At 71.3% G+C, this 21,249-nt stretch carries 11 protein-coding genes and 1 pseudogene; 3 read left to right on the top strand and 9 right to left on the bottom strand.

What is annotated here, in order from left to right:
* Window positions 1-725 precede the first annotated feature (725 nt).
* The gene (locus ABIA33_RS02005) at window positions 726-1,358 is read right to left on the bottom strand and encodes a TMEM175 family protein (RefSeq protein WP_370076182.1); all 633 of its coding nucleotides are present in this window, start codon (window positions 1,356-1,358) and stop codon (window positions 726-728) included.
* 205 nt (window positions 1,359-1,563) lie between these two features.
* On the opposite strand from ABIA33_RS02005, the pseudogene ABIA33_RS02000 reads away from it, so the two are divergent.
* Window positions 1,564-1,995, top strand: a pseudogene (locus ABIA33_RS02000) (UDP binding domain-containing protein); the annotation flags it as partial.
* Between the two features lie 124 nt (window positions 1,996-2,119).
* On the opposite strand, the gene ABIA33_RS01995 reads toward ABIA33_RS02000, so the two are convergent.
* Both ABIA33_RS01995 and ABIA33_RS01990 read right to left on the bottom strand, forming a co-directional pair.
* On the bottom strand, window positions 2,120-3,394 hold the full coding sequence (locus ABIA33_RS01995) for a glycosyltransferase (protein ID WP_370076180.1): 1,275 nt from the start codon (window positions 3,392-3,394) through the stop codon (window positions 2,120-2,122).
* The gene (locus tag ABIA33_RS01990; RefSeq protein WP_370076178.1) at window positions 3,391-4,035 is read right to left on the bottom strand and encodes a tetratricopeptide repeat protein; all 645 of its coding nucleotides are present in this window, start codon (window positions 4,033-4,035) and stop codon (window positions 3,391-3,393) included. The genes ABIA33_RS01995 and ABIA33_RS01990 overlap by 4 nt, the downstream gene beginning before the upstream one ends.
* Window positions 4,036-4,473: 438 nt before the next feature.
* Between ABIA33_RS01990 and ABIA33_RS01985 the strand changes: the two genes are divergently transcribed.
* The gene (locus ABIA33_RS01985) at window positions 4,474-5,217 is read left to right on the top strand and encodes a hypothetical protein (protein WP_370076176.1); all 744 of its coding nucleotides are present in this window, start codon (window positions 4,474-4,476) and stop codon (window positions 5,215-5,217) included.
* 111 nt (window positions 5,218-5,328) lie between these two features.
* On the top strand, window positions 5,329-10,299 hold the full coding sequence (locus tag ABIA33_RS01980; RefSeq protein WP_370076174.1) for a hypothetical protein: 4,971 nt from the start codon (window positions 5,329-5,331) through the stop codon (window positions 10,297-10,299).
* 793 nt (window positions 10,300-11,092) lie between these two features.
* Here the strand turns inward: ABIA33_RS01980 and ABIA33_RS01975 are convergent.
* The 6 genes from ABIA33_RS01975 to ABIA33_RS01950 form a co-directional block, all read right to left on the bottom strand.
* Entirely contained in the window at window positions 11,093-12,916 is a 1,824-nt protein-coding gene (locus ABIA33_RS01975) for a GMC family oxidoreductase N-terminal domain-containing protein (protein ID WP_370076172.1), read from the bottom strand.
* A 48-nt stretch (window positions 12,917-12,964) separates the two neighbouring features.
* Window positions 12,965-14,584, bottom strand: a complete 1,620-nt coding sequence (locus tag ABIA33_RS01970; protein WP_370076170.1) for a succinic semialdehyde dehydrogenase — start codon at window positions 14,582-14,584, stop codon at window positions 12,965-12,967.
* A gap of 90 nt (window positions 14,585-14,674) precedes the next feature.
* Window positions 14,675-16,054: an NAD(P)/FAD-dependent oxidoreductase gene (locus ABIA33_RS01965; RefSeq protein ID WP_370076168.1), complete on the bottom strand. Its 1,380-nt coding sequence runs from the start codon at window positions 16,052-16,054 to the stop codon at window positions 14,675-14,677.
* 100 nt (window positions 16,055-16,154) lie between these two features.
* Complete coding sequence (locus tag ABIA33_RS01960; protein WP_370076166.1) at window positions 16,155-17,945, bottom strand: protein kinase; 1,791 nt, start codon at window positions 17,943-17,945, stop codon at window positions 16,155-16,157.
* A 154-nt stretch (window positions 17,946-18,099) separates the two neighbouring features.
* A complete protein-coding gene (locus ABIA33_RS01955; RefSeq protein ID WP_370076164.1) occupies window positions 18,100-19,488 on the bottom strand; it encodes a hypothetical protein in 1,389 nt (462 codons plus the stop codon).
* Between the two features lie 72 nt (window positions 19,489-19,560).
* On the bottom strand, window positions 19,561-21,219 hold the full coding sequence (locus ABIA33_RS01950; protein ID WP_370076162.1) for a serine/threonine-protein kinase: 1,659 nt from the start codon (window positions 21,217-21,219) through the stop codon (window positions 19,561-19,563).
* Window positions 21,220-21,249 lie beyond the last annotated feature (30 nt).

Raw genomic sequence — 21,249 nt, 5'->3', positions numbered from 1 at the left:
GCGATGAGACGTGCCGTCACCGGCACGTCGTGGGACCTCGCGCCGACGCTGTGACCGGTCAGCAGGGGACAGCGGCCCGGTCGCGACTGAGGTGAAGGGGCGGTCGGCGCCGGGGACGCTCGGACCGGCCGCCCCCGATCAGTCGGCCCGCAGCGGTCGACCCCGAACCCTCAGCAGCGCACCGCTCCAGCGCGCGCCCCCCACTACGCACGCCCGTGCCCGTACCCTCGCGGAGCGTGACGTTCCAACCTCCGTCACGCCCGAGGCGCCTTCGTACGGCCTGTCCCGAAAAACGACTATGCCTATGTGTGCCGAACTGGTTGCGGAGTATGGCCTGCATCCATCACGATGCTGGTGAGGGGGTGGACCAGACACATCGGGACGACGGCGGGAACCATCACCCCGATGAGGCTGAGCAGGCTCGACCAGGAACGCCCTCCCGTCACCAAGAGTGACTGCAATGGCACTGGAGCGCAGCCGCCAACCCGGCCTACTGCCCCCCAGAGGACACGGTCCGGCGCACGAGTGCAACGCGCGCCCCCCGTCACTATGGCGCATCCGCGCCTTCCACAGACCGACTGACAGGCGGCACCCCTCCCCCGGTGCCGTTTCCGCAGCACCGGCGCTGCCCTGGCGCCGGCTGCCGCAGGCTGAGGGCCCCGTCTTCCCCCGCGGGGCCCTCCGCTGTTGCCCGGACCGGCCCCAGGAGGATGTTCCCAGCCTTCCTAGCCGACCAGCGGAATCTCGTCCTCCTCGCCCGCGCGCAGCGGGACCTGCAACTGATTGAACGCGTAGTAGATGGCGATGACTCCATGCAGCGCGAGAGTCAGCAGCGCCGACACGAGCGACAAGCCCACCAGGATCGGATAGACCAACGCACCTGCTGCGAACCGGATCCGCGTCCCCTTCGCCAGGACCTCGTCGACTCGGTCGTCGAAAAGGTGCCCCGTTCTGGTCAGCCACCACCACAGCAGGATGAAGGTCAACGCGTGCGCGACCATCAGCCCGCTGTACAGCGCCAACGCCACATGCGAGCCATGCGGGTCGCTGAGGTACTGCGCGACTACCGCCGTGACCCACGGCAATGCCGCCACCACCAGGAGGAGCAGCAGGTTCAGGAAGAGCAGGACCCGGTCGACCCTGGCCACATAGCTGAACACCTGATGGTGGTTAGCCCACATAATGCCGATGACAAGGAAGCTGACCACATATGCGGCATATGAAGGCCATTGGTGGGCCAGTGCGTGCAGCAGATCCGCACCCTGGCCCACGGGAACCTTGATGTCCAGGATCAGAAGCGTGATGGCGATGGCGAACACACCATCGCTGAACGCTTCTACGCGCCCCGACTCGTTCACTCGTACCCCCTTGGTCTCGGAGGCATCGTTCCATGGCGCCGGAGCCAAAACCGGCTGTCGGTAACAGCGAACCGACGTGAAGTTGGTCATTCCCTTCCACCAGGTCCTCACCCGCCGCAGCTTCCTACCCGCCAAGCACTACCTGGACCAAGGTCGTAAGGCGCCCGTCGGAAGGGACAACGCTCAGCCCCCTGCCGTAGGGACGAGCATGCGGCGTCGCGACCGGATGGTCGAGCTCGCCCGGGAGCAGTGCGGGGGCAATCTGCTGGGCCGCCGGATCGCCGTCCAGGGGGCCGCCTTCAAGCCCGACTCCGACGACGTGCGTGACTCGCCCGCGCTGAACGTGGCCGCCCGTCTCCAGCTCCATGGCGCCGATGTCACCGTGTACGACCCCAAGGCGATGGACAACGCCCGCAAGATGTACCCCAATCTCGGCTACGCCGTGTCGCCCACCGAGGCTGCTCACGCTGCCGACTTGGTGCTGCACCTGACGGAGTGGCAGGAGTTCGCCGAGCTGGACCCAGTCCCGCTCGCCAACCAGGTGGCCCATCCTCGGATGCTCGACGGCAGGAACGCGCTGGACCCGCAGCGCTGGAGGGCAGCAGGCTGGACCTATCGCGCGCTCGGGCGTCCCTGAACGGGCTGTCCGGCGATGGCGAGCCCTCGCCGATCGCCGGACAGCGCCTTCGGCGGTCGAGCCCTGTCCGCCCTGCCGGCGAGGCCACCCGCTCCGGGCCCGGGGCCGCGAGGCGGCGCCCACATCACACCAGCAGGAGACCACCGCACCGTTCGGCGCCATCCTTCATCGCGATCAGGTTGGCCTGCACGTAGGAGATGTTGTTCCTGGAGTGCCAGTCAGTCGGGTAGTAAGTGACCAGCCGTGAGCTCTGGAACCGGGCCTGGATCTCCGGCACGAAGGCACGGTACTGGTTGTCGGTGTAGTACCAGAACGAGTTCTCGTTGTAGTAGGCGACATGCGTCGGGTCCTGGTACGCGCCCCGGCCGTCCGAGCTGGGCGTCAGGGTGAGGAGCATGCCGCCCGGTGCCAGCAGCCGGTACAGCTCGTTGATCAGTGGAACCTTCGCGGACACGTGCTCCAGGAAGTCCACCGCGCGGAGCAGGCCGACCGAGTCGTCCGGGAGGTCCAGGTTCCCGGGCAGAGTCGCGACGATGTCGACGCCTTCTCCTGGGTACCGGTCCACTCCCAGGTAACCGGGCGGCTTGCGATGGGCGGCGCCGAGGTCCAGCGCGAGCAGTCCGCGCCGCTTGGTCCAGGCGAGCGCGTTGGCCTCGACGTACTTGTCGTACAGGGCCACGGTCTCGCGCTGGATGTGCGCGTTGATCTCCGTGTCGCGCTGGGTGTTGTCGGGGTGCATCCGCTGGAGGTAGAGGCAGCGGGGGATCCGGTGGAAGTCGCCCGCCTGGAACAGACGGCACATCAGGTCCTGGTCGTCCAGCACCACGCGTGTGGCGTCGTATCCGCCGACCTGGTGGTAGACCTCCCTGCGGAACGCGCGCACATGGTTGGGGGCGTACCAAATGTACGAGACGTTGTGCGGTGTCGGTGCCATCGAGATGGCCTGCAGAAGCCGTCGGCCGTCGACGTCCACCTCCTCGTACTGCCAGCCGTGCTCCTCGTTGAACCGCGTGTCGTCCCGGCCCCCGTCCTCGGTGACCTGCGCGGCATGGCTGTACACGAAGACGACGTCGGGATTTTCGTCGAAGGCCCGCGCCAGTTCCGCCAGGCAGTCCTTCGCCAGCAGGTCGTCATGGTCGAGCTCCACGAGGATCTCTCCGCAAGCCAGTTCGCAAGCGCGGCGCTTGGCCGCTCCAACGCCCCGGATGTCGTCCGCGATCTCCACCCGGACACGGTCGTCGGGGTGCTCCGGCCGCCATCGCGCGCCGTGGTTGAGGAGCACGATCCACTCCCACTCGGAGTGCGTCTGCGCCTGCAGGGTCGCGAGGCAGTCGTCCAGGAAGCGCGGCCGGTGACTGGGGGTGAAAACCGAGAACTTCGGCGTGGAGGGAGTAGTCATCTTTTGGCACCTGCCTGAGGGACTGTCGGTTGCGGTGTCGGTGCGGCGCCGGCGGCAACTCGGAAGCGTTCCGGTACGAGCGGTTGGAGCGACGGGTCGGCGTGGACGGCGCGGCCGAAGGCGTCCTTGGCCTCGCTGTCACGGCCCTTCTGCGCCAGGGCCTGCCCAAGGTGGAGGAAGGCCGTGGAGGCCTTCGGGTCGGCGCCCACGATGTGCTGCAGGATCGTGATCGCCTGTTCGGTGTCGGTCGACCCGAGCAGGATCGCCTTGTTGTAGAGCGCTGACTCGAAATTCGGATCGGCCTTCAGGGAATTGTCGTAGGCCACGAGAGCCTCGGCCGTCCTGTTGTCGCCCTGGGCGATGACGCCGAGGTTGTACCAGGCGAGTTTGTTGGCAGGGTCCAGGTTCAGAACCTGCCTGAAACTTCTCGCCGCCGCCACGAAATCATGGCTTTCCCCCTGCCTGACACCTGCTTGGAGCAGTGCCCCCGCCTCAGAGGCGGCCGTGGACGCCGACACCGAATGCGACGACGCGGGTGCGGTCGAGGAGTTCCCTTTGGACAGTTGGACACAACCGGCCGCCATATTGGCCGCTAGGACTGCTACGGCGAGTCCCGTCCACAACCGCACTCGTTTTTTCACTGCGCCTACCTCATTGATCGGATAAGAGCGACGGAGGCAGCCACCAACAGGAGGCGAGAACATAAAGCCAATCGGACGCTACCGCTCCAGAAGCGGGCTTTGGAGCACCGGCGCGCAGTGGCGCCGTTGCCGCCAGCCGAATGCATCGCGGTTATGACTGCGATGGGCTCACGGAGCGCAGACGGCGTACGCGGTGATGGGGTGGTTCGCGACGGCCTGCCAGCCGGTGGCCGGTGACCCGACAGGGGCGTTCGTGGTGATCTCAAGACCCAATGCCTGCGTAGTCGTGTAACCACCGCCGATGGCGAAGGTGCCGCCGGGGCACGCCGCAAGCGCGGTTCCCGCACCACTGGTGTTCGTGACGACGGTGCTCAGTGCCCCGGAACTACTGCCTTGGAACCCTTGCTGGCCCTGCGTGCCCTGGTTGCCCTGGGTCCCTTGAGCGCCCTGATTGCCTTGGGTGCCCTGAGCGCCCGCACCCCCCTGGAAGCCCTGCGTGCCCTGAGCGCCGGTACCGCCCTGGTTGCCCTGCGCACCGGTGACCCCCTGCAGGCCCTGCGTCCCCTGGAGACCCTGCGTGCCCTGCGCCCCGGTACCGCCCTGGTTGCCCTGCGCACCGGTGACCCCCTGCAGGCCCTGCGTCCCCTGAAAACCCTGATTGCCCTGCGCACCCGTACCACCCTGATTGCCCTGCGCACCGGTGTTTCCTTGGGTGCCCTGTGCGCCGGTGCCACCCTGGGTGCCCTGGGTGCCCTGCGCACCGGTGCCGCCCTGGGTGCCCTGGTTGCCCTGGGTACCGGTGCTCCCCTGGAAGCCCTGGACCCCTTGGGTTCCCTGGGTGCCGGCACCTCCCTGCGCGCCCGTGTCGCCCTGGGTGCCCTGTGCGCCGGTGTCACCCTGACTGCCCTGGGCGCCCTGCGTTCCCTGCGTGCCGGTACCACCCTGCGCGCCTGTGCTGCCCTGGGTGCCCTGAGCGCCCGTGCCACCCTGACTCCCCTGGACGCCCTGGGAGCCCGTGCTCCCCTGGAAGCCTTGGACGCCCTGCGCCCCGGTACCACCCTGGAAGCCCTGCGCCCCCGTGCCCCCTTGGAAGCCCTGGGTGCCCTCGGTGCCTTGAGTGCCCTGATTGCCTTGAGTGCCCTGGACGCCGGTGCCGCCCTGATTGCCCTGGGCGCCTTGTGAGCCCGTGCCACCCTGATTGCCCTGGCTGCCCTGGGAGCCCGCAATCCCCTGGAAGCCCTGCGTGCCCTGGGCGCCTGTACCGCCCTGGAAGCCCTGGACGCCGGTGTTTCCTTGGGTGCCCTGAGCGCCGGTGCCACCCTGGTTGCCCTGAGCGCCCTGCGCACCGGTGCCGCCCTGGGTGCCCTGGTTGCCCTGGGTACCGGTGCTCCCCTGGAAGCCCTGGGCCCCTTGCGTTCCCTGGGTGCCGGTACTGCCCTGAGCGCCCGTGTCGCCCTGGTTACCCTGGGCGCCGGCGCCACCCTGGTTGCCCTGGAGGCCCTGGGAGCCCGTGCTCCCCTGGAAGCCTTGGATGCCCTGAGCACCGGTGCCGCCCTGGTTGCCCTGAGCGCCCGTGCCACCCTGACTGCCCTGGACGCCCTGAGCGCCCGTGCTTCCCTGGAAGCCTTGGACGCCCTGCGCACCGGTACCGCCCTGGATACCTTGGGCACCCTGAGTGCCGGTGCCGCCCTGGAAGCCCTGCGAACCCTGGTCACCCTGACTGCCCTGCGTCCCGGTGCTGCCCTGGGTGCCGGTGTTGCCCTGGATGCCTTGCGTGCCCTGGGTACCTTGAGTGCCGGTACCGCCCTGGAGACCCTGCGTGCCCTGGACGCCGGTGCCACCTTGGATGCCCTGGACGCCCTGGTTGCCTTGGCTACCCTGCGCGCCGGTGCCGCCCTGTGCCCCCTCTACGCCCTGCGTGCCGGTGCTGCCCTGGAAGCCCTGCGTGCCTGTGTCGCCCTGGAAGCCCTGGCTGCCGGTACCGCCCTGCGCGCCCTGCGCACCAGTGCTGCCCTGGAATCCCTGGGTGCCCTGAGTGCCCTGGAAGCCCTGCATGCCCTGGGCACCGGTACCGCCTTGGCTGCCCTGCGTGCCCTGGGCGCCGGTGCCGCCCTGGAAGCCTTGCGTGCCCTGGTCACCCTGATTGCCTTGGGTACCGGTGCTGCCCTGGAAGCCCTGCGCACCCTGATCGCCCTGACTACCCTGCGCACCCGTGTCGCCCTGAACACCCTGGACACCACTACCGCCCTGCGAGCCCTGGGCACCCGTGCCGCCCTGATCCCCCTGCGCCCCCTGGACACCAGTACCGCCCTGGAACCCCTGGAAGCCCTGAACGCCCTGGTCACCCTGACTGCCCTGAGCACCCGTCCCGCCCTGACTGCCCTGCGCCCCCGTATCACCCTGAACACCCTGAACACCAGCACTGCCCTGCGAACCCTGCGCCCCCGTACCACCCTGCGAACCCTGCACCCCCGAACTGCCCTGACTACCCTGCGCCCCCGTACCACCCTGACAACCAACACACGTACCCGAAGGACCCTGAGCACCCTGCGCACCCGCACTACCCTGCGCCCCCTGCACACCAACACCCTGCGGACCCTGAGCACCCGTCACACCCTGAACACCAGGACCACCAGACCCACCCTGAAACCCCTGACTCCCCACACCACCCTGCACACCCTGAACACCCACATCCCCCTGAGCACCCTGAACCCCAACACCACCCTGAGCACCCTGAACCCCCAAACCACCCTGAGCACCCTGCACCCCCACACCACCCTGAAACCCCTGCACACCAGCACCGCCCTGAAACCCCTGCACACCCTGGACGCCCTGCGTCCCGGTATCACCCTGGGAGCCCTGCGTGCCGGTGCTGCCCTGGAAGCCCTGGGCGCCGGTGTTGCCCTGGAAGCCCTGAGTGCCCTGGAAGCCCTGCGTGCCGGTGTTCCCTTGGGCTCCCGTGCCCCCCTGGGCTCCGGTGTCGCCTTGGCTGCCCTGGACACCGTTGCTGCCCTGGTTGCCCTGCGCACCCTGGCTGCCAGTGCCGCCTTGGAAGCCCTGGGCGCCCGTACCGCCCTGGACACCTTGGTTGCCCTGGAACCCTTGTGTACCGGCGCCACCCTGGAAGCCCTGAGTACCCTGACTGCCCTGCGTCCCGGTATCACCCTGCGCGCCCTGGCCGCCGGCGCCACCCTGCGCACCTTGGGCGCCGGTAATGCCCTGGAACCCCTGTGTTCCCTGGTTGCCCTGAGTGCCGTTGCCGCCCTGGAAGCCCTGAGTGCCCTGGACACCAGCGCCGCCCTGGCTGCCCTGCGCGCCCGCGGGGCCCTGACTGCCCTGCGCACCCTGCCCGCCGGTGACACCCTGGCTGCCCTGGGCACCGGCATTGCCCTGGTCGCCCTGCGCACCCTGCATACCCGCGCCGCCCTGGCTGCCCTGGTCACCCTGGCTGCCCTGCGCACCCGTTCCACCCTGGAAGCCCTGGACACCCTGGAGGCCGGTGCCACCCTGCGTGCCCTGCGTGCCCTGCGTGCCCTGCGTGCCCTGACTGCCCTGACTGCCCTGGACGCCGGCACCGCCTTGGCTGCCCTGGACACCGGTGGTTCCCTGGTCGCCCTGCGCACCCTGGGCGCCGGTGCCGCCTTGGAAGCCTTGTGCGCCCTGGTCGCCTTGGGTGCCCTGCGCACCGGTGTTGCCCTGGGCGCCGGTGCCACCTTGCGCGCCCACGCTGCCGACGCTTCCCTGACTGCCCTGCGTCCCGGCATCACCCTGCGCGCCCTGGCTGCCGGCTCCACCCTGCGCACCTTGGGTGCCGGCAATGCCCTGGAAGCCCTGCGCCCCGGCGTTCCCCTGGGTGCCCTGGGCACCGGCTTCACCCTGGAAGCCCTGGGTGCCCTGGACACCGGCACCGCCTTGGCTGCCCTGCGCGCCCGCGGTGCCCTGACTACCCTGCGCACCCTGCCCGCCGGTGCCACCCTGGCTGCCCTGGGCGCCGGCAGTGCCCTGGTCGCCCTGGAATCCCTGCGCCCCGGTGCCACCCTGAAAGCCCTGCGAACCCTGGTCACCCTGACTGCCCTGCGCTCCCGTGCCACCCTGGAAGCCCTGGCTTCCGGCACCACCCTGCGCACCCTGCGTGCCCTGCAGGCCCTGGACGCCGACACCGCCTTGGCTGCCCTGGACACCGGTGGTTCCTTGGTCGCCCTGCGCACCCTGGACACCAGTGCTGCCCTGGGAGCCTTGGACGCCCATGCCACCCTGGCTGCCCTGCGAACCGGTGTCGCCCTGGAAGCCCTGGCTGCCGGTACCGCCCTGCGCGCCCTGGCTGCCTTGGGTGCCGGCACCGCCCTGGGCCCCCTGCGAGCCGGTCGTGCCCTGGAAGCCCTGGAAGCCCTGGTCACCCTGGCTGCCCTGAGCGCCGGCACCCCCTTGGAAGCCCTGCGAACCGTTGTCGCCCTGGAAGCCCTGGCTGCCGGTGCCGCCCTGAGCGCCCTGCGCACCAGTGCTGCCCTGGCTGCCCTGGGCGCCCTGCGTGCCCTGGTCGCCTTGGGTGCCCTGGGCACCGGTACCGCCTTGGTTGCCCTGCGCGCCATTACTGCCTTGGGTGCCTTGGGTACCGGTGCTGCCCTGGAAGCCCTGCGAACCCTGATCGCCCTGGCTCCCCTGCGCGCCCGTGTTGCCCTGGACACCCTGGACACCACTACCGCCCTGCGAGCCCTGGGCACCCGTGCCGCCCTGATCCCCCTGCGCCCCCTGGACACCAGTACCGCCCTGGAACCCCTGGAACCCCTGGAAGCCCTGAACGCCCTGATCACCCTGACTGCCCTGAGCACCCGCCCCGCCCTGACTGCCCTGCGCCCCCGTATCACCCTGAACACCCTGAACACCAGCACTGCCCTGCGAACCCTGCGCCCCCGTACCACCCTGCGAACCCTGCGCCCCCGTACCACCCTGCGAACCCTGCACCCCCGAACTGCCCTGACTACCCTGCGCCCCCGTACCACCCTGACAACCCACACACGTACCCGAAGGACCCTGAGCACCCTGCGCACCCGCACTACCCTGCGCCCCCTGAACACCAACACCCTGCGGACCCTGAGCACCCGTCACACCCTGAACACCCACATCCCCCTGAGCACCCTGAACCCCAACATCCCCCTGAGCACCCTGAACCCCAACACCACCCTGAGCACCCTGAACCCCCACACCACCCTGAAACCCCTGCACACCAGCACCGCCCTGAAACCCCTGCACACCCTGGACGCCCTGGCCACCCTGGCTTCCGGTGCCGCCCTGGGAGCCCTGGTTGCCCTGCGCACCTGTGCTCCCCTGGAAGCCCTGGGTACCCGGGTCACCCTGACTGCCCTGCGCTCCGGCACCACCTTGGAAACCCTGAGTCCCGGCCCCGCCCTGGAAGCCCTGCGTGCCGTTGCCGCCTTGCGCACCCTCCACACCAGCGCCGCCCTGGGAGCCTTGGTTGCCCTGCGCACCAGTGCTGCCCTGGAAGCCCTGGGTACCCGGGTCACCCTGACTGCCCTGCGCTCCGGCACCACCTTGGAAACCCTGAGTCCCGGCCCCGCCCTGCGTACCCTGGCTGCCCTGTGCGCCGGCGTTGCCCTGGGCACCGGTGCCGCCCTGACTGCCCTGCGCCCCGGTGCCCCCCTGGCTGCCCTGCGTGCCGCTGCCGCCCTGGAATCCCTGCGAACCCTGGTCACCCTGACTGCCCTGGGCTCCTGTGCCGCCCTGGAAGCCCTGGACTCCGGCGCCACCTTGGCTGCCCTGGCTGCCAGAACCGCCCTGGTTGCCCTGCGTGCCCTGGGCCCCGGTGCCACCCTGAAAACCTTGGACACCCGCGTCGCCCTGGCTGCCCTGCACACCCGCGTTGCCCTGGCTGCCCTGCGCCCCGTTATCACCCTGGCTGCCGCTGCCGCCCTGGTTGCCCTGCGTGCCTTGAGCCCCAGTGCCACCCTGAAAGCCTTGAGCCCCCGCGTTGCCCTGATTACCCTGCGCGCCCGCGTTGCCCTGCGCGCCGGCGCCGCCCTGGAAGCCCTGCGTGCCTTGGCCGCCCTGCGCCCCGGTATCGCCCTGGCTGCCGGTGGCGCCCTGAGTGCCCTGCGTGCCCTGAGCTCCATGGTGTCCGTGAGTTCCCTGCGGCCCACGGTGTCCCTGCGGTCCACGAGGCCCTCGGTGTCCTTGAGGTCCGCGAGGCCCACGGGGGCCCTGAGGCCCCTGGTGGCCATGGTGTCCATGAGGCCCACCCTCGCTTAGGGCGCCATTCGGGCCCGGCACGGCGTGAACGTATTCGGCACCGGACTTCTCGATCGTGCCGACGCCGGCCGCCGCCGACGAGGAGAGGTTGACGGCCATGACGAGACTGCCCAGTGCCGAAAGCATCGCGGCGTTAATCCACGACCGGCGCAGAGACTTACGGCTCATGATCGCCCCTCCAGAAGAACTGAAACCGAACATGCAGAAATGCACCCACCAGTGGGTGCAAGAGGGATGGACCGGACCGTTCGTCAGGCGGTGTAAGTATGTGTTCAAATGCTTTTCTCTATGCGACCTTCATCCCGCGTCGCCGCACTTTCACCCGAACGGCCACGACGTCAGCGGGCCCGAGGGGTCGTGACAGCGGAAGTCGCGTCACACGTCATTCGGTTGCCATAGAGGACATGCGTGCGGACCGCCTGGCACTGCGCTTCTGGACTGGGCACGGCCCAATGACGGTCAGTCAGGGCCCAGGAGGAGTCGGTGGTCATCAAGCCCTGGCCGCCGACCCTCGCCACCACACGGGCAGGCCGCCCGCGGATCGCCTCGCCGCCGTCGGCGGGCGCCTCCCCCGGGACCACCGCGGCGCGGGATCGCACGCGGCTCCGCGGCCGGGATCGGCACGTCGCGCCGGCCCAGCAGAATGTGCCTTCCCGCGGACCGACGCTGACGTCGCGACATGACACCGCCCGCGGCGGCGGTGTATCCGTCGGCGCGGGCGGGTTCTGATCGGTGAATGTACTGGTCTGCTCGGCGCGGTGTTGCCGGTTCAGTCGAATGTGACCGGGATCGCTCAGTCCTCGGACTCCGACGGACGCGCCGGCACCACCGGCAGAGGCACCACCGGCACTGGCAGCAGCGGCAGCTTCAGTGCGGCGAAGGCGCTCTCCGGCACCGCCGGGCTCCTCGGCGCCACCGGTGCGATCCGCCGGTACGCCTCGCCCTGCGCCGGACGCGCGTCCTCCTCGCCCTTGTTGGGCCACATCGACAGCGCGCGCTCCGCCTGCGCGGTGATCGTCAGCGAGGGGTTCACACCCAGGTTCGCGGAGACGGTCGAACCGTCGGCGACACTGATCCCGGGGTAGCCGTAGAGCCGCTGGTACGGGTCGATGACGCCGCGCTCCGGCGAGTCCGCGATGACGCAGCCCCCGAGGAAGTGCGCGGTGAGGGTGCGGCCGAGGAGGTCGCTGACACCGCTGCCGGCGTAGCCGTTGATCTCGACGGCGACCGCGCGCGCCGCCTCCTCGGCGGCGGGGATCCACTTCGGGTTGGGCGCACCGTGCCCCTGACGTGACGTCAACTGTCCCTTGCCGGGGCCGGACGTCTTCCGCGAGACGACGATCGAGTTGTCCAGCGACTGCATCACCAGGCCGATGATGACCCGCTCGGACCAGCGCCGCTTGTTCATGGCCCGCACGAACAGGTCGGGGCGGCGCAGGGCGATGCCGAAGAAGCGCAGCAGCTGCGGCGTCCGCTTCCCGCCGGTCACCTGCATGACCGACATCAGGCCCATCGCGTTGGAGCCCTTGCCGTAGCGGACCGGTTCGATGTGGGTGTGCTCGTCGGGGTGCACCGAGGAGGTGATGGCGACGCCCTTGGTGAAGTCCGACCTGCCGCCGTAGCGCCGGTCGGTGGTCATCGAGCCCACCAGCGCCTCGGAGTTGGTGCGGGTCAGTTCGCCGAGCTTCGCCGAGATCCGCGGCAGATGGCCCTCGTCCCGCATCGCGTGCAACAGCTTCTGCGTGCCGTAGGTGCCGGCCGAGATGACGACCTGTCGGGCACGGAGGGTCCGGAAGCCGTTCTTCGCGGGGTGCTTGGACCGGGAGTCGGTGGCCCGGGTGTCCACCGCGTAGCCTTCGCCGTCCTCGCGGACGGCGGTGACCGTGGTCATCGGCAGGATCTGCGCGCCGTTCTTCTCCGCGAGGTAGAGGTAGTTCTCGGTCAGGGTGTTCTTCGCGCCGTGGCGGCAGCCCGTCATGCACTCACCGCACTCGGTGCACGCCCTGCGGCGCGGTCCCTCGCCGCCGAAGTACGGGTCCTCGACCTCGGCGCCGGGCGCCACCTTCGCCCCGTCGCCTCCGCAGTCCTGTCCGTCCCCGAAGAACACCCCGACCGGGGCCAGGTGGAAGGTCTCCCCGTAGCCGAGCTTGTCGGCGGCGGCCCGCAGGTGCACGTCCGACGGCGTGACCGTGGGGTTGGTGCGGACGCCGAGCATCCGCTGCGCCTGGTCGTAGAAGGGCGCGAGCTCCTCCGACCAGTCGGTGATGTCCTTCCACTGCGCGTCCTGGAAGAACGCCTTCGGCGGCACGTAGAGGGTGTTGGCGTAGTTCAGCGAACCGCCGCCGACACCGGCCCCGCCCAGCACCATCACGTCCTTGAGGACGTGGAAGCGCTGGATGCCGTACATCCCCAGGGCCGGGGCCCAGAGGTAGTTCCTGCTGTCCCAGGAGTTCCTGGGGAGCGTCTCCGGCGTGAAGCGGCGTCCCGCCTCCAGCACGGCGACCCGGTAGCCCTTCTCGGTCAGCCGCAGTGCGGAGACCGAACCGCCGAAACCGGAGCCGACGATGACCACGTCGTAGTCGAACCCGGGCTCTGCCTGCTCGTTGTCCGTCGCCATCAACGCTGCTCCCTGAATCCCTGACGGTGGGTGTGGTGCTGGAACGGACTACTTGAGCCGCAGGGCCTTCATCACGCCCAGGGCGCGGGTGAGCAGCTTGGCGTAGGCCTCGTCGTCCATCCCGAACGACGGCGCCATGCTGACCAGCTTCTGCACGGCGACGGTCTGCGGCTCGGTGTACTTGAGGATGCCCTCGGAGCCGTGGCGGCGGCCGACGCCGGAGTCGCCCATGCCGCCCATCGGCGCGGCGACGCTGGCGTAGGCGGGCGCGTAGCCCTCGTTGACGTTCACGGTGCCCGAGTGCAGCCGCGCGGCGACCTGCGCGCCGTGCCGCGGGTTCTTGCTCCACACGCTGGAGTTCAGCCCGTACGGCGTGCCGTTGGCCTCGGCGACGGCCTCGTCCTCGCTGTCGAAGCGGTAGACGGACACGACCGGCCCGAAGGTCTCCTCGGTGCACACGGCGCTGCTGGGGTCCACGCCGTCGAGGATGGTCGGCTCGAAGAACAGCGGGCCGACGTCGGGACGGGCCTGGCCGCCGGCCAGGACCCGGGCACCGTTCTTGACGGCCTCCTCGACGTGCCGGGTGACCGTGTCGAGCTGCCGCTGCGCGACCAGGGAGCCCATGTCGGCGCCCCACGCCAGGGTGTTGCCGAGGCGCATCGCCCTGGTCCGGGCCGCGAACCGCTCCAGGAAGGCGTCGGCGATCTCGCGGGCGACGTACAGCCGCTCGATGGAGATGCAGAGCTGCCCGGCGGAGGAGAAGCAGGCGCGGACGGCGCCCTCGGCGGCCTTGTCCAGGTCGGCGTCGGCGAGCACCAGCATGGCGTTCTTGCCGCCGAGCTCCATCGAGGCGCCGATCAGCCGGGCGGCGGCGCGCTGGGCCACGTCCCGTCCGGTGCGGGTGGAGCCGGTGAAGGAGACGTAGTCGGCGTGCGCGACGACCTCCGGACCGACCACCGGGCCGTCGCCGATGACGATCTGCCAGACCTCGGCGGGCAGCCCGGCCTCGACCATCAGCTCGCGGGCCCGCAGCGCGGTCAGCGCGGTCTGTGTGTCGGGCTTGGTGACGACCGCGTTCCCGGCGACGAACGCGGGCAGGGCGTCGCCGACGAACAGCGCGAGGGGGTAGTTCCACGGGGAGATCTGGCCGATGACGCCCTTGGGCTGACGCAGCTCGTGGACCTGGGTGAGCACCGGGAAGGCCCCGCCGCGGCGCCGCGGCTTGAGGTACCTGGCGGCGGCCCTGCCGTAGTGGCGGGCCTCGACGGCGGCGGCGGTCACCTCCTCGAAGGCGTGCCCGCGGGTCTTGCCGGTCTCCGACTGCACCAGGTCGAGCAGCTCGGCCTGCGCCGCGAAGAGCAGGTCGTGGAAGCGCAGCAGCACCGCGGCGCGCTCGCGCACCGGCCGCCGGGCCCAGTCGCGCTGCGCGGCGCGGGCCCGGACGAAGGCCGTCGCCACGTCCTGGGGAGTGGACTCCGGGATCTCCGCGAGCACCTCTCCGGTGAAGGGGTTGCGGCTCTGCGCGAGCGTGGGCTGCTCACCGGTCACGATGGCCTTGACCAGCCGGGCGACCAGCTCCGGCGTCACGGCGTCGGCGGCGGTACGAGGACCCGCCACCGCGACGGGGTTGCGCTCGCCGGTGGCGCTACTGGTGCTGATGTCAGTCATGACGTGCAGCGTAGGCCGTTTGCAGCCGCTTGGGTACCTGCCGGTAACAAGCACTTCCCGGAGCAATTCCGGGAGCACTCCCGGGACCTCTCAGAGGGACTTCACGGCATCCCCCACCGCCCGGTGGAAGGTCGGGAAGGCCCAGATCGTCCCGGCCAGTTCCGCCAGCGGCACCCGGGCCTGCACCGCCAGGCTGAGCAGGCCGAGTATCTCGCCGCCGGTGGGCCCGGCCGAGGTCGCCCCGACCAGGACGTCACCGGACGCGACCAGCTTGATGAAGCCGTCGTTCCCCGGGCCGTGGACCCGGCCCCGGTCGCTCGCGGCAAGGTCGGTGGTCGCCGTCCGCACGACCAGCCCCTGCGTCCGGGCCTCCGCCTCGGTCAGGCCGACCGCACCGATCTCCGGATCGGTGAAGGTCACCCGGGGCACGGCGTGGTACGCCGCCGGACGCCCGCCCTGGCCCAGGATCGCCCGCACCGCGACGTCCGCCTGGTACATGGCCATGTGGGTGAAGGCGCCCTTGCCGGTGACGTCGCCGACCGCCCACACCCCGGGCGCGCCCAGCACGCGAAGCCGGTCGTCCACCGGCAGCGACCGGGCGCCGGACGGTACGCCCAGCACTCCCGCGCCCAGACGGTCGAGGTCGACCTGTCGTCCCGAGGCGACCAGCATCCGCTTCGCGTTCAGCCGTTCACCTCGGCGGCAGGCGGCGGTGAACCGGTCCCCGTCGTACGCCACCGACACCAGTTCGGCCCCGGTGTGGATCTGCAGGCCGTCGGTGGTCAGCGCCCGCATCAGCAGCTCGGCCGCCTCCGGCTCCTCCCGGCCCAGCAGCCGCGACTGCGCCTCCAGCACGGTGACCTCGCAGCCGAGCCGCTGCAGTGTCTGACCGAGTTCCAGGCCGACCGCCCCGCCGCCCAGCACGAGCAGCGTCTCCGGCAGTTCCTCCGCCTCGATCAGATCGCGGTTGGTCCAGTACGGCGTACCGGCCAGGCCGGGCACCGGCGGCGCGGAGGGCCGCGTGCCGACCGCGAGGACCAGGGCGCGACGCGGCCGCAGCACCGTCTCGGTGTCGTCGCTGCCGGAGACGGTGACCTCGCCCGGGCCGGTGAGGCGTCCGGTGCCGCGCAGGAACTGCCCGCCGCGCGCGGTGAAGCGGTCGACGGCGACCTTGTCGTTCCAGTCGTCGGTGGCTTCGCGGACGCGGCGCGCGACCGGCCGCCAGTCCGGGTGCACCCGGCTGATCCCGGCCTGACCGGGGACGCGGTGGGCCTCGCTGACCAGGTTTCCGGCGCGCACCATGATCTTGGAGGGGATGCAGCCCCAGTACGGGCACTCGCCGCCCAGCAGCCGCTCGTCGACTCCGATGACGTCCCAGCCGACGTCGGCGAGGCGACCGGCCACCTCCTCCCCTCCAGGGCCCATTCCGATGACTACGGCGTCAGGTGTGGAGACTGCGGGGGCAACCATGACCGGCTCCCAACCGTGGGCGTGTGGCCTGCCTCGTTCCACCGTACTGCCGACGGGGTGGGGCGTCCTGGGCTCGGCACGGGAAGGAGTCCGGGAATCCTCAGGGTGTGCTGAAGCCGCCGATGATGTCGAGGAAGCGCTGGTAGCCGCGGGTCCAGACGGACTGCGGGTACGCCAGGTAGATGTCGTACTCGGTGCCCGTGCTGTCCTTGTAGAGCTGCTCGATGGCGTGGCGCTGTTCGGGGACACCGTTGATGTTCATGGTGAAGGTGAAGCTCCAGCGGGCGCCGGTGTATCCCCGGAAGGTGTCCTGTTCGAGGCTCTCCAGCTGGTAGCTGTGGTCGTTGGTGGTGAGCGAGGCCGCCATCTCCTGGGCGTGCTGCAGCGGCGATATGCCCTGTCCCGGGGTGACCCCGAAGATCAGCAGATGGTCCTGGTTGTCGGGGCTGTAGTTGATGGCAACGGTGCCCTTGGCGACGCGCGTCCAGGTCTGGCCCTCCGGCAGCGGGAAGCTGAACCCGGCGGGATCGTGCTGGACGGTGTACCCCTGCGGGATCACGGGCGCGTCCGTCGCGTGGGCGGAGGGCGAGGGGGTGGTCTTGTCCTGGCCGTTGTTCGCGGTCTGGTCCGCGGATCCGTTCCTGCTCACCTCGTAGGCGGCACCGCCGCCCGCGAGCGCGGCGAGCAGCCCGGCGATCACCAGCCAGGGCCACACCCGCCGGCGCCTGCCCGAGCCGGCCGCCTGCCGCTGCTGCCGGTCGTTCGGCCGGGCCGTCGACGGCGCCTGGGACGGTGCCGCCGAGTACGCGGTGGAGGGCGGGGACCCGGCGGCGGAGGTCGGACGGTACTCGGACTCCAGGAAGGCAGGCCGGATCGGCTCCGTCCGCTGGAACGGCGTCGGCATGTGCTCGTTGCGGTCCGCCGGCGGCACCACCGTCGTGGGGCTGCGCAGCGGGCTGGGCGGGGCGCTGATGCTGGTGGTGTCGCCGGCCGCGACTCGCTCCAGCATCCGGATCGCCTCGGGCGCGCTGGGTCGCTCGGCGGCCGCCTTCTCCATTAGAGCGCGTAGGACCGGGGCGAGCGCCCCCGCGTTGCGGGGTTCGGGCAGCGGGTCGGTGACGACCGCGGCCAGGGTCGTCAGCGGCGACTCGCGGCGGAACGGCGACTGGCCCTCCACCGCCGCGTACAGCGTCGCGCCGAGACCCCACAGGTCGGACTCGGGGCCGGGGCGGGACCCGTGCACCCGCTCCGGGGCGAGGTAGTCGGGCGAGCCGATCAGGTCACCGGTGCGGGTGAGCGCGGAGTCGCCCTCGTAGGTGGCGATCCCGAAGTCGGTGAGGACGACCCGTCCGGTGCCGCGCTCCAGCAGCACGTTCGCGGGCTTCACATCGCGGTGGATCACGCCGACCTGGTGTCCGCGGTGCAGCGCGGCCAGCACCTGCGCGCCTATCCCGGCGGCCTCACGGGGGTTCAGCGTGCCTTCCTGCTCGACCAGTTCGGCGAGCGAGCGGCCGTCGATCAGCTCCATCACGATCCACGGCTTGCCGTCCTGCTCCAGGACGTCGTGGATGGTGATCACCCCGGGATGCTTGATCCTGGCGGCGGCACGCGCCTCCTGCTTCATCCGGGACTGGACGATGAGCAGATCCTCCTCGGCCAGGTGGCCGACGGACAGTTCCTTGACGGCGACCTCGCGGTCCAACATCTGGTCCTGGGCCCGCCAGACGGTGCCCATGCCGCCCCGGCCGAGCCGGTCCCCCAGCAGGTACCGGCCTGCCAGCATCCGTGGGGCCGCGACGTCGGCACTCGTGGCGGGGCCGCGCGTGCCTGTGCCCCGCACCGGCTCCTCGCCGCGTGCGGACCCGACCACCGAGCCCTCTTCCGTACCCACCGTGCTCCCCCTCGCCTGCGTCCCGCCGTGTCCGTCCGAGCCTGCGGCAGGAACCATTGGCACCGCACGATAACCCCAGGGTTTGCAGCACAGCCTAGGCACCCTCCGTCCCGGCGGGAACGGCAGGGCGGGTCATGTGACCGGGCTGTGACGCTCAGCGGGACAGCAATACCGCAATGACCAGTGCCAAGAGGACGAAAAGCACCACACCGGCGACGAGCAGCGACCCCAGCAGCGCGGCCCGGCGGCGCGGAGCGGCATGCCGGTGGTGCGGGAAGTCGGGATGCGGGAGCACGTCCCCGCGCAGCCGCTGGACGGGCAACAGCGCCGCCACCGACTGCACTTCGTCCTGGTCGATCGGCTCGGGTGCGCGTATCAGCAGCAGGCGGATCCGCTCCGCCGCCTCCGGCAGCGAGGGCCGCTCGCGGGGATCGGTCCGCAGCAGCCGCTCCACCAGGGGACCGAGCAGCCCGCACTCGGGAAGCGGGGCGCGGGAGCTCCCTCGTGCGGGCAGTGCCGGACGGGCGGGGGTCGGCAACTCGCCCGCCCGGACGGCGGCGAACAGCGTCTCCGTGTCCTCCTGCGGGAACGGGGGCGTGCCCGTCAACGCGCGGTAGAGCAGCACGCCCAGCGCCCAGGCGTCCGCCTCGGGCCCCACCGGAAGCCCCGCCGCAGTCCCGACCGGGGTCCCCGCCGCAGTTCCCGCCGGGGCGGTGGATCCGGCCGGCCGACCGGTCGCGAACTGCGGCGGCACGTCGGCGGGCCGGCCCGGGGCCGGTCCCGCCTGCTCCGGCGACCACCGCTCGGGAACGGCACCGACGATGATGGCGCGGGCGTCCCGGGCCCGGACCCGGGCCGGGGTCCACGGTCCGGCGGGCACCCCCGCGCCCGGTTGCTCGGCGCCGGGGCCCCCGCAGAGCGCCTCCTGGGCCGTGCCGACCACCAGCCCGCCGAGCAGCGCGGTGCCGTCGTCGCAGACCATGACCGTGTCCGCGGTCAGGTTCCCGTGCACGAGCCCGGCGGCGTGCACCGCGCGCAGCGCCGCCACCAGGTCGTGCGCCAACTCGGCGGCACGGTACTGCGACAGCGGCCCCTGCCCGAGCAGCGCGCTGAGCTGGACGCCTGGAACGGACTCGCCGGCCACCCACAGGTAGCCGTTCTCCTCGAACACCTGGAAGACCTGGCTCAGCCGGGGATGGTCGGGGACGGTCCGGGCGACCAACGCGGACTGCTCCAGCGCACGGCTCGCCGTGGCGTCCGATCCGCCCGCCCGGTCCGGCGCCACCTGGTCGAAGGGCTCGACGGTCTCCGGCAGCGGCACGGCGTCGAGTTGCACCTCGGCGCCGCTGCGGTTGTCGACCGCGGCGACCCCGCTGCCGCGTGCGGCGCCGGCCAGCTGGTAGCGGTCGGCCAGCAACCGGCCCTCGGTACGGGGAGCCCTGACCGGGGAGCCGCGGCGCGCAGCTCGGCTCCTGGACTCCCTCGCTGCCTTGGACGCCTTGGACGTCTTGGACTCCTTCGACTCCTTGGCTGCTCTGGTCACGCCGCCACCTCCCTCGCTCGCGCGGCCTGCTCCGCCCGGCCGTTCGACCTCAGGGTACGTGCCGACGGTGCGTCAGGCCGCAGGCTGGAAGCTGGAGAAGAAGTGGCGGAGCAGCTCCTGGTTCCTGACGTCGTGCCAGGTGGCGTCCGCGGCGGTCCAGTAGATCGCGTAGCCGTGCTGCGGGTCGGGGACGAAACCGCGGTTGAGCGCGTGCAGCGCCTGGCCCGTACGAGAGGTGTACGTCCACTCCCAGTCGGCCGCGTCCCAGCCGTCGCGATAGCTGACGGTCTGCAGCCGGACCCGCTGGTAGTTCGCGAAGTTGCCGGAGACCTGGGCCTCCTCGTTCTGCCAGGCGGCGACGGCGCTGTGGCCGGGGGTCGCGGTCGAGTCGAGCTGCAGGGTGCCGGCCGGGCCCCGGTACTTCCAGCTGCTGGCGCTCCGGCTGACCAGGGTCCACCCGGTCGGGATCTCGATCGAGGAGCCGCCTGGTCCCTGGACCCGCTGGTACGTCCCTGCCGCCGCCTGGGCCGAGGCCGAGGGACCGGCCGAGTACGGGGCCGACGCGGACGCCTTGGCGCGGCCGGCGGTGGAGCCGCTCTGCCCGGTCCCGGTGCCCTTGCCCTGGTGCGCCAGGGCCAGCCAGGCTCCGGTACCCGCGACCAGCAGCAGCACGACCAGCGCCAGCACCAGGGTGCCGGTCCGTCGCCGACGCGGCGGCGGACCGGACGGTGAGGCCTGCCCGGCAACGGTCGCCGCGGACGCCGCGGATGCCGGAGTCGGTGGCGACGCGGGCAGCGGCTGCTGCCGCGTCGGTGCGGTCAGCGGCGCCGCCCCGAGCGTCACCGTGGGCTCCTGGGCGACCCTCGGCGCACGCTGGGCGGGCGGCTCCGGCGCCGACAGCACGCCGACCAGCATCCGCCGCGTCGTCGCCTCGTCCAGGCGCTCGTAGGGGTCCTTGCGCAGCAGCCCCGCGATCACCGGCGTCAGCTCCCCGCCGTTGCGCGGCGGAGTGAGCTCCTCGGTCATCACCGCCGTGAGCGTCGACAGCGCCGACCCCCGGTCGTACGGCGGATGCCCCTCGACCATCGCGTACAGCGTCGCTCCGAGCGACCACAGGTCGGCCGGAGCGCCGGGTATCCCGCCGCGGGCGCGTTCCGGCGAGATGTACGAGGGAGCGCCGACCAGCATGCCGGTGGACGTCACCGACGGGTCGCCCTCCATCCGGGCGATGCCGAAGTCCGTGAGCACGACCCGCCCGTCATGGCCGATCAGCACGTTCGACGGCTTCACGTCCCGGTGCAGGATCCCGGACCGGTGCGCCTCGGCGAGGACGCCCAGCAGGTCCAGGCCGATCTGGGCGGCGCGCCTGGGCGGCAGCACCCCGTCCGCCCTGATCACCTCGCTCAGCGAGCGCGACTCGACCAGCTCCATCACGATCCACGGGCGGTCGTCCTCCTCGACCACGTCGTAGACCGTGACGGCGGCGGTGTGCCGGATCCTGGCGATGGCCTTGGCCTCGGTGAGGGTCCTGGCGACCAGCCGCCGTCGCTCGTCCTCCTCCACGCCGACGGCGAACCGCAGCTCCTTGACGGCGACGGCGCGGCCCAGGATCTCGTCCGTGGCCCGCCAGACCGTGCCCATGCCGCCCCGTCCGAGCACGGACTCCAACCGGTAGCGGCCCGCGAGCAGCCGCCCCGCCATCCCCTGGTCACTGCTCTGGTCGCCGGTCATCCGGATGAGGTCCCCTCCAGCTGTGTGCTG

Source organism: Streptacidiphilus sp. MAP12-16 (assembly GCF_041262165.1).
Lineage (GTDB): Bacteria > Actinomycetota > Actinomycetes > Streptomycetales > Streptomycetaceae > Streptacidiphilus.
This window is presented reverse-complemented; position numbering and strand designations above follow the sequence as displayed.